6 protein-coding genes are annotated in these 9,572 nt (G+C 69.7%); 2 read left to right on the forward strand and 4 right to left on the reverse strand.

What is annotated here, in order from left to right:
• On the reverse strand, window positions 1-1,332 hold a 1,332-nt coding region (locus tag PKE44_RS10400), incomplete at its 3' end, for a UvrD-helicase domain-containing protein (RefSeq protein ID WP_324550804.1).
• A gap of 408 nt (window positions 1,333-1,740) precedes the next feature.
• On the opposite strand from PKE44_RS10400, the gene PKE44_RS10405 reads away from it, so the two are divergent.
• Window positions 1,741-2,724: a choice-of-anchor A family protein gene (locus PKE44_RS10405; RefSeq protein WP_324550807.1), complete on the forward strand. Its 984-nt coding sequence runs from the start codon at window positions 1,741-1,743 to the stop codon at window positions 2,722-2,724.
• A 253-nt stretch (window positions 2,725-2,977) separates the two neighbouring features.
• Window positions 2,978-3,514 carry a riboflavin biosynthesis protein RibA gene (locus PKE44_RS10410; protein WP_324550809.1) on the forward strand — a complete coding sequence of 179 codons (537 nt, stop codon included), beginning with the start codon at window positions 2,978-2,980 and terminating at the stop codon, window positions 3,512-3,514.
• Between the two features lie 221 nt (window positions 3,515-3,735).
• On the opposite strand, the gene PKE44_RS10415 is transcribed toward PKE44_RS10410, so the two are convergent.
• The 3 genes from PKE44_RS10415 to PKE44_RS10425 form a co-directional block, all read right to left on the reverse strand.
• Window positions 3,736-4,623 carry a DUF4394 domain-containing protein gene (locus PKE44_RS10415; protein ID WP_324550811.1) on the reverse strand — a complete coding sequence of 296 codons (888 nt, stop codon included), beginning with the start codon at window positions 4,621-4,623 and terminating at the stop codon, window positions 3,736-3,738.
• Between the two features lie 369 nt (window positions 4,624-4,992).
• Entirely contained in the window at window positions 4,993-5,916 is a 924-nt protein-coding gene (locus tag PKE44_RS10420; protein WP_324550813.1) for a diguanylate cyclase, read from the reverse strand.
• A 30-nt stretch (window positions 5,917-5,946) separates the two neighbouring features.
• Window positions 5,947-9,572 (reverse strand): response regulator (locus PKE44_RS10425; protein WP_324550815.1); only part of this gene is annotated, 3,626 nt, incomplete at its 5' end.

Here is a 9,572-nt window from a genome sequence, read left to right on the forward strand (position 1 = left end):
ACCGACGGCGGCCGTCCACAGCGAGCTGCCGTCCAGGCGCGCCTGCGCGCGCAGTTCTTCGAGCGTGCGCTCGCCGAGGCCGCGCAGCGGCACGTTGACGACGCGCTCGAACGAGGCGTCGTCGTGACGGTTGACGAGCAGGCGCAGGTAGGCGAGCGCGTCCTTGATCTCGGCGCGCTCGAAGAAACGCTGGCCGCCGTAGACGCGATACGGCATGCCACGCGCGAGCAGGGCTTCCTCGAACAGGCGCGACTGCGCGTTCGAGCGGTACAGGATGGCGTTGTCGGCGCGCCGGCCGCCGGCGCCGACCCACTGCTCGATGCGCTCGACGACGAAGCGCGCCTCGTCGTAGTCGTTGTAGGCGGCGTAGAAGTCGATCGGCACGCCGTCGGCGCCGTCGGTCCAGAGCGTCTTGCCGAGCCGCCCGGCGTTGCGGGCGATCAGCGCGTTGGCGGCCTTCAGGATCGTCGCGCTCGAACGGTAGTTCTGTTCGAGGCGCACGGTCTGCGCGCCGGGGAAGTCCTGCTCGAAGCGCTGGAGGTTCTCGATGCGCGCGCCGCGCCAGCCGTAGATCGACTGGTCATCGTCGCCGACGATGAACACGTCGCCGCTGCCGCCGGTCAGCAGCCGCAGCCAGGCGTACTGGATGCGGTTGGTGTCCTGGAACTCGTCGACCAGCACGTGCCGGAAGCGCTCGCGGTACTGGCGCAGCAGGGGCTCGTTGTCGCGCAGCGTCTCGTGCATGCGCAGCAGCAGCTCGCCGAAATCGACGACGCCGGTCTGCGCGCAGTGCTGCTCGTAGGCGGCATAGATGCGGATCAGCTGGCGGCGCGCGGCGTCGGCGTCCTCGGTGTCGAGGTGCTGCGGCCGGCGGCCCTCGTCCTTCTGCGCGTTGATGAACCATGCGGCCTGGCGCGGCGTGAGCACCTTCTCGTCGATTTCGAGCGCACGCAGCACGCGCCTGAGCACGCGCAGCTGGTCGTCGGCATCGAGAATCTGGAAGCCCTGCGCAAGCCCGGCCTCCTGCCAGTGCCGGCGCAGCCAGCGGTGCGCGATGCCGTGGAAGGTGCCGATCCAGAGCCCGGAGGCCTGGAATTCGAGCTGGCGCTCGATGCGCGCGCGCATCTCGGCCGCGGCCTTGTTGGTGAAGGTGACGGCGAGGATGGCCCACGGACTGGCGTTCTCGACCGCCAGCAGCCAGGCGATGCGCTGCACCAGCACGCGGGTCTTGCCGGAGCCGGCACCGGCGAGCACGCGCAGCGGTCCGGGCGGCGCGGTGACCGCGGCGCGCTGCGCATCGTTGAGGTGTTCGAGGATGGGGGTCACGTCCATGCCGGCGATTGTACCGGCATCGGGCGCCACGCTGGCCGCCCTGCCCGGCCACGGCGCTGACGCGGCCGGGCACACCGCGCCCGAAACAATTCCTGCCGCGGCGAATTCACATTCGCATCCTGCATTCGCAGATTGCAGCCGATGCAATCCGCAGGAATCCGGAAAGGCTTTTACCGCAGATCGAGCGCAGCGGAAAAGACCATCCGGCGGCCGAATCTCAAACCCGTGTTTCGGCGTCACCAGACGCCACGAACCGGCACGCAGCAATTCGCACGCGAATTCAACGAATGGTTGCACGTCACGATCCGTCACCGCCCGCCGGTATTGCATTTGCTGCCGGATCGCTGAAATGACGCAAAGCACCAGAACGACGGTGCACGGCATCGATTTCCTGCAGGCAGGTGTGACATGGACAAGCGTTTCGTTGGCAATCTCGTTGCAATCGCCGTGGCCGGCCTCGTGCAGCACGCGGCCGTCGCCGCACCGCTGACCGCCGGCGAGGTACTGGGCCAGTTCAATGCCGTGATCTTCGGCAACCTGAACTCGAACTCCGAGATCGAGGGCCGCACGCTGGTCGGCGGCAACCTGCTCGGCACCGGCTCGACCTACGCGACGCGCACGCTGCCGGCCTCGGGCTACGCGGCGCTGACGGTCGGCGGCAACGTCGTTGCCAATGGCTATGTCAACGTCAACAGCGGCGGCAGCGCCGCGGTCGCCGGCAACGTCAAGTACATGAACATGAATGGCGGCACGGCGTATATCGGCGGCAACGTCACCGGCACCGTCAATGGCAGCAAGGTGACCGGCGCCAGCGTCACGGTGCCGGATTTCAGCCAGACCATGCTTGATCTGGCCGCGCAATTACAGATGCTGAGCGCCAACAGCTCGATCAGCGTCGCCAGCAATCGCGCCACCTTCAATGCCGCGCCGGATGCCGACGGACTCGCGGTGTTCGACATCACCGACAGCAACTTCTTCAACGGCATCGGCGAAATCGCCTTCAACCTCAATGGCGCGCGCACCGTCATCGTCAACGTCGATCTCACGTCGGCGACGATTGCCGAGAATTTCCTCGGCGGCGCCGCCACCGCGGTTGCCGACAAGGTGCTGTGGAATTTCAGCGCCGCCACCAGCCTCGCCTTCAACGCCGAATTCGGCGGCAGCGTGCTGGCGCCGCAGGCCTCGGTCAGCAACAGCATCAGCCTCGACGGCACGCTGATCGCCGCGTCGCTGACCCAGCGCGGCGAACTGCACCAGTATTCGTTCACCGGCACGCTGCCGGGCCTGAGCGCGCCGCCGGCGACGGCGCTGCGCATCGACGAACCGGCCGGCTGGGCACTGCTCGGCGCCTCGGCCATCGCCGGCCTCGCGACACGCCGTCGCCGTCGCTGAACCGCCCGGTTTCCCGCCCGCCACGGCCGCCCCCGCCCGGGAGCGGCCGTTCCGTTTTCCGCGTCCTTCCCTCCTGAGCAGGCCACGGGCTGCGCCTCTTCCGGAACGCGGCAGCGATCCCGGCGGTCACAGCGCGCAGATGCCCGGCCACGCAAGCCGGTTGCGTCAGCGCGCAGACGGATCAGCCGGCCCGGAGCCGGTGCGCTCCGGACGCCGTCCGATTCCGCCCCATACCCCCCGTGGAGGTGTTGCGATGGTTCTTTCGTCCCTGATCTTTGGTGAACGCTCCCTGTCCAAGGTCGCCGGCCTGTTCGATACCGCCGACGAAGCCCGCTCCGCCGCGAACACGGTGCGCAGCGAAACCGGCATGTCCGACGGGCAGGTCATGCTCGTGCAGCCCAACGATGCCGCCTTCGGCCGCAAGCTCGAACCCGAGCAGCGGCGCATCCCGGCGACGCTGATCCGCACGCACGTCGTGTTCGGCGCCATCGGTCTCGGTCTCGGGGCGCTGATCGCGCTGACGCTGATGCTGTTCGGCGTCGATGCCGTGACCTCGAACGCGCTGATCGCGCTGGTGGTGTTCAGCGTCATGGGCCTGATGCTCGGCCTGATGTTCGGCGGCTTCCTGTCGCTGCGCCCGGATCACGACGTGGTCATCAGCGCCGTGATGTCGGCGACCCGCCACGGCCACTGGGCGGTGGTCGCGCATCCGCTCGACGAGGCGCAGAAGGACAGCGCGGTACGGGCGATGGAGCACACGCACGCGACGAAGGTCGTCAAGACCTTCTGATCCGGCCCCCTGATCCCGTCTTTCCCATGCGGCCCATCCCCGGACGGGGGTGGGCTTTTTCATGAGCGCGATGGCGGCACGGCGGGCGACGATCCGGTCCCCGCCGTGCATGGCGGGTCATACCGATCACACGTGAATGCGTTGTTGATCCCCCTCTCCCCAACCCCTCCCCCGCGAGGGGGGAGGGGCTGAAAAGACCGGATGTTCAGTGGTGACTGATATCAGCCGGCCGTGCGGCTGCGGCGGCGTGCGCCGGCCAGCCCGAGTGCGCCGAGCGCCAGCAGCGCCGCCGAAGCCGGCTCCGGCACCGGCGTGATCGCCAGGCCGTTCAGCGTGCCGAGGGCGCCGTCGAAGTTGCCGACCAGCGTTGCCGCACCGCTGCCGAGGTCGATCGTATACAGCCCGGCCATGCCGCCGACCGTCAGCAGGCCGTAGGCGGTGTTCGTGCCGGTGCCGCCGTTGAAGAGGATGTCGAAGCCGATGTCCTGACCGGCATCGACGCCGAGGCTGCCGATTGTGCTCAGCGTGCCGGCGTTGTTGCCGAGCGTGGCGAGGATGTCGAGCGCGGCATCGAACACGTACTGCACCGTCGAGCCCGGCGTGCCGACCAGCATGCTGTTGGTATAGGCGTTGGCGCTGACCGTCGGATTCGTGCCGTTGTTGGGATCCCCGGCCACGTAGAACAGGTTGGTCGCCAGCGTCTCGCCGCCGGTGTTCGGGTTGTAGACGATGTTGGCCTCGTTCTCGCTGACGATGCGCGCCCGGTCGATGGTCGGGTTGAAGTCGAGGCCGACCTGGCGGGTGTCGGTCGGGAAGGCTGCCGGCGTGCTGGCGAGCGTCGTGACGCCGGTCGTGGTGTCGATGGTCACGAACTGGTCCGTGCCGTCGTCATAGCCGTACAGCGTGCCGTTCAGCGGCCGGAAGTCGATGTCATCGAGCATCGACACGGCACCGCTCAGCGTCACCGCGCTCAGCACGGAGCCGGGTGTGCTCACGTCGAACGCGTACAGCGTGCTGCCGTTGTTGCCGAGGACGTAGCCGATCGGCGCAGCGGCGGCCGTGCCGCAGGCAAGGCTCAGGGCGACGGCGAGGGTCAGTTTCTTGGGCATGGCGGGCTCCCGGGAGTGAGGGACAGACTTCCTGCGGACCCTGCGGACGGGTCACGCCTCCCCGGATGCGGACCGCCGCCGCAGACGGATGCAACATGACGCAAAATTCATCACGCGTGATGAATCCCGCACCAGACCGTCGCAGCCCGCCCGGAATCCGCGGCCGGAACCCTTGCGGATCAGCCGGCTGCCGCAACGCTGCGGACGGTTTCCGCCTGCCCGCTGCGCCGTCGTCGCTGCGGACACCGCCCTGCCGGCCCAACGCCGCCGGAAAGCGCCGGAAAAAATCAGGGCCGGATGCATCCGGGATGCCTCCGGCCCGTTGTCCGGCCCCGCGTGCCGTCGGCGATGCGGGCGACGCCGGTCCCGTCAGGTGCTGCAGACCTGATTGCGGCCGGCGCGCTTGGCCTCGTACAGCGCGCGGTCGGCGGCTTCGAGCAGTTCGATGTGGCGATTCTCGAACAGCGGCTGCAGGCCGGCGCAGCCGGCACTGATGGTCACGAACGCGGCCGTCTTCGAGGTGGCGTGCGGGATGCGCCGCTGCTCGATCGCGGCGCGGATGCGCTCGGCGACCGCGACCGCGCCATCGACATCGCAGGCCGGCAGGATCGCCGCGAACTCCTCGCCGCCGTAACGCGCGGCCAGATCGCCGCCGCGCGGCAGCGCCTCGGCCAGTGCCGCCGCCACCTGGCGCAGGCAGTCGTCGCCGAGGCCGTGGCCGTAGTGGTCGTTGTAGAGCTTGAAGTGATCGACATCGAGCAGCACCACCGACAGCGGGCTTTCGGTGCGCGTCGCGCGCCGCCATTCGAGGTCGAGCACCTCGTCGAAGCGGCGGCGGTTGGCGATGCCGGTCAGGCCGTCGAGGTTGGCGAGCTGCTCCAGCAGGTCGGTGCGGCGCTTGAGGTTGACGTGCGTGCGCACGCGCGCGCGCACCAGCGGCAGGTCGAAGGGCTTGGTGATGTAGTCGACGCCGCCGACGTTGAAGCCGTGCTCCTGGCTCGACACCTCGTTGCGCGCCGAGACGAAGATCACCGGAATGTCGCGGGTCGCCGCGTCTTCCTTGAGCTGGCGGCAGACTTCGTAGCCGTCCATCTCCGGCATCATCACGTCGAGCAGGATCAGGTCCGGCAGCTCGTCGTTGCGGGCGATCAGCTCCAGCGCCCGCGGACCGCTGGTTGCGAAGCGCACGCGGTACTGCGGGCTCAGCGCCTCGGCGAGCAGCGTGATGTTGGCCGGGGTGTCATCGACGACCAGCACGTAGGCCGGTCGGGCGAGGTGGGTGATGGGGCTCATCTCGGGTACGCGTCGGTTCGGAAATCGGAATCAGGGGGTCGTATCGGCGGCCAGCAGGTCGCAGCGGCCGGCACGCAGGATTTCATCGAGCGTGGCCTCGGCCGCGTCGTAGTCGAGCTGGTCGATCTGGCGCAGCAGCGCGGTGCGCAGCGCCGGCGTCGTGTAGCCGGCCAGCGCCGCATCGAGCGCCTGCTGCAGCTCCAGCGGCACGATCGCGAACTCCTGCAGCAGGCCGCGCAGCTGCGTGGCAAGGCCCGCCACCCGGGCGGGATCGGCCACCGCGGCCGGGGCCGGGGCCGGCACGTCCTTCAGCCCCAGCGCCAGTGCCGTCAGCACCTGCTGCAGCTCATCGAGAAACGCCATCGGTTCGATCGGCGCGCCGCCGTGCAGGGCGGCTTCCAGGCTCCGGCCCTGGCGGCCCAGCGCCGGACTGCCGACGCCCGGCGCCAGCCCGGCGATGCTGTGCACCAGCCGCTCGGCCTCGTCGTGCCGGCCTGCGGCCAGCGCCGCCTGCAGGCGCTGCGGCGCGTCGCTGAAATCCCGCTGGAAGCGCTGCAGCACGCGGCGCAGGAAGCCCCAGTCGTGATCGCTCAGCGTGACGGCCGCCGTCAGGTCCAGGCCGTCGATCGCAAACGGCGGCGTTGCGGTCTGGGGCGGCGGCGGCCCGGCTTCGGCCGTGGTGCGCGGGGCGATGCAGCCGAGCAGCGCCGTGGCCAGTTCCTCGGCATCGATCGGCTTGGCGATGTGGCCGTTCATGCCGGCGGCGCGCGTCGCCTCGCGATCCTGCGCCAGCGCCGCGGCGGTCATCGCGAGGATCGGCAGCGTGCGCCCGCGCTCGGTGGCGCGGATGCGGCGCGTGGCTTCGAGGCCGTCCATGCCGGGCATGTGCAGGTCCATCAGCACCACGTCGTAGGTCCGGGTCGCGACCTTGTCGACGGCTTCGCGGCCGTTTTCGGCGACATCGGCAATCAGCCCCATGCGCGACAGAAACTCCTGCGCCACCAGCCGGTTGGTCGGGAAGTCCTCGACCAGCAGCACGCGGGCGCCGCGGATCGTGCGCGTCATCTGCTGCAGCGCCCGGCCGGAAGGCACGCGGCGCTGCCTTGCCGACGTGCTGCCGTGCTGCAGGCCGATGACGGTATCGAACAGGTGCGAGGGGATCACCGGCTTGTCGAGCACGGCATCGAGCACGCCGTCGCCGACGGCGCCGAGCACGTGCTCGCGGCCGTAGGCGGTGACCATGACCACGATCGGGGCCGGAGCCAGCATGCCGCTGGCCATGTGCCTGCGCACCTCGCGCGCCATCGCCACGCCGTCGAACTCCGGCATCTGCCAGTCGACCAGCAGCAGCCCGAACGGCCGGCCGGCAGCGGCCGCGGCATCGAGCGCGGCCAGACCTTCGGCGGCGCTGGCGGCCAGCGTCACCTCGAAGGCCCAGGATTCGAGGATGCGCTCCAGCACCAGCCGCGAGGTTTCCTGATCATCGACCACCAGCGCCCGCGTGCCGCGCAGGCTGGACGGGTCGCGGTGGCGCAGGGCGTGCCGGCCGTAGCCGAGGCGCACCGTGAACGTGAAGGTGCTGCCCTCGCCCGGCGTGCTGTCGACGCGGATGTCGCCGCCCATCAGCGCCACCAGCCGCCGGCAGATCGCCAGTCCGAGGCCGGTGCCGCCGTACTTGCGCGAGGTCGAGCTGTCGGCCTGCGAGAAGGCTTCGAACAGCTTCGTGCACTGCTCGCCGCTCATGCCGATGCCGGTGTCGCGCACGGCGATGCGCAGCTCCAGGTGGTTGTCGCCCTGGCTGGCGATGTCGACCCGCACGTGGATGATGCCGCGCTCGGTGAACTTCACGGCGTTGCCGATCAGGTTGTTGATGACCTGGCCGAGGCGCAGCGGATCGCCGTACAGCAGCTCGGGTACGGTCGGTGCCACGTCGAACACCAGCTCGACGCCCTTCTCGTCGGTGCGCACCGAGAACAGGTCGGCAGCGGTGTCGAGCAGCTCGTCGAGGTTGAAGTCGGTGACTTCCAGCGTCAGCGCCCCGGCCTCGATCTTCGAATAGTCGAGGATGTCGTTGAGGATGCCGAGCAGCGCCCTTGAGGAGGTGTAGATCTTGCCGAGGTAGTCGCGCTCGCGGCGGTTCAGCTCGCCGTCGAGCAGCAGCTGGCAGAGGCCGAGGATCGCGTTCATCGGCGTGCGGATCTCGTGGCTCATGTTGGCGAGGAAGTCGGACTTGGCCCGGCTCGCCGCCTCGGCGGCATCGCGCGCATCGAGCAGCCGGGTTTCGAGCACGCGCTGGGCGGTGACGTCCTGATTGACGCCGACCAGGCGCAGCGCCCGGCCTGCGGCATCGCGCTCGACGACCGAGGCCGCGCGAATCCAGCGCAGCTCGCCCGAGGGCAGCACGATGCGGAACTCGGTGTCGAAGCTGTCGGTTCCGGCCACCGCTGCCGCGAGCAGGGCCTCCAGCCTTTCGAGGTCCCCGGGATGACAGCGGTCGTGCCAGATCTGGTAGGGCAGCACGGCGATGCGCTCGTGCTCCGGCAGGTGGTACAGCCGGAACATCCAGTCGTCCCACAGCAGCGTGTTGCTGACGACATCCCACTCCCAGACACCGATGCCGGCGGCATCGGTGGCCAGCTGCAGCCGGTCGCGCATCTTGCGCACCAGTGCCTCGGAGTGCTTGCGCTCGGTGATGTCGCTGACGATGGCCTGCACCCAGGTCACGCCGTCCTCGAAGAACGGGCTCAGACTGACCTCGACCGGGAACACGCTGCCGTCGCGCCGCTGCGCGTACAGGTCGCGGCCGCTGCCCATCGTGCGCCCGCTCGGCACCTGCATGTAGTGCTCGCGCTCCGCGACGTGGCGTGTCCGCATGGCCGCCGGCAGCAGTTCGTCGATGCTGCGCCCGCGCAGATCCTCGACCGTGTAGCCGAACATGCGCGCCAGCGCCGGATTGACCAGATCGATGCGCCCGTCCGGCCCGACCACCAGCAGGCCGTTGATGTTGCCCTCGACCACCGAGCGGTAGCGCGTCTGCGCCGCATGCAGGCGCACGGCGGCGAGCGCCTGCTCGCGCGCCAGCGCCGCGCCGGTTTCGGCGCGCGCCCGCCCGGCCAGTGCAAAGGCGAGTGCGAGCGACAGCAGCGAATGCACCAGCAGCAGCGCGGCGGTGATGCTGCCGACCGCCAGCCAGACCTCGTGACGCTGCTGCGCCAGCCGTGCCGCCGGAACCTGCGTCAGCGCGATGAACTCCGGGGCCGTGCCGCTCAGCATCTTGCCCGCCGTGCTGGCGAGACTGATCCGCCGCCAGGTCCACAGGCCTTCCGCATCCTCGACCTGCCCGGCCGGTGCATTCGCCATCTGCGCCCAGATGCCGGCGTGGCGGGTCGCGAAGCGCTCGCTGCGCCCGAACATGAAGCCGAAGTCCTGTTCCGGCTCGGGGCTGCGCAGGCTGTAGCCGTCGGCATTCAGCAGCGTCACCGGATTGCCGCTGCTGCCGAGGCTGCCCTCGGCGGCATCGAGGATCGGCTGCGCCAGCACGTTGATGATCAGCAGGCCGCGGCGCACGCCCTCGGCATCGTCGACCGGCGTCGCGACGCGCAGCATCGGCTTGTACGGCTCCTCGATGCGGCCGTGCTCGATGTTGAGATCCAGCG

It is taken from the genome of Plasticicumulans sp., assembly GCF_035331805.1.
GTDB lineage: Bacteria > Pseudomonadota > Gammaproteobacteria > Competibacterales > Competibacteraceae > Plasticicumulans.

Coding starts and splice junctions, on each gene's coding strand:
- PKE44_RS10405 (WP_324550807.1), top strand. CDS start 1,741: ATGGACAAGCGTTTCGTTGGCAATCTCGTTGCAATCGCCGTGGCCGGC.
- PKE44_RS10410 (WP_324550809.1), top strand. CDS start 2,978: ATGGTTCTTTCGTCCCTGATCTTTGGTGAACGCTCCCTGTCCAAGGTC.
- PKE44_RS10415 (WP_324550811.1), bottom strand. CDS start 4,623: ATGCCCAAGAAACTGACCCTCGCCGTCGCCCTGAGCCTTGCCTGCGGC.
- PKE44_RS10420 (WP_324550813.1), bottom strand. CDS start 5,916: ATGAGCCCCATCACCCACCTCGCCCGACCGGCCTACGTGCTGGTCGTC.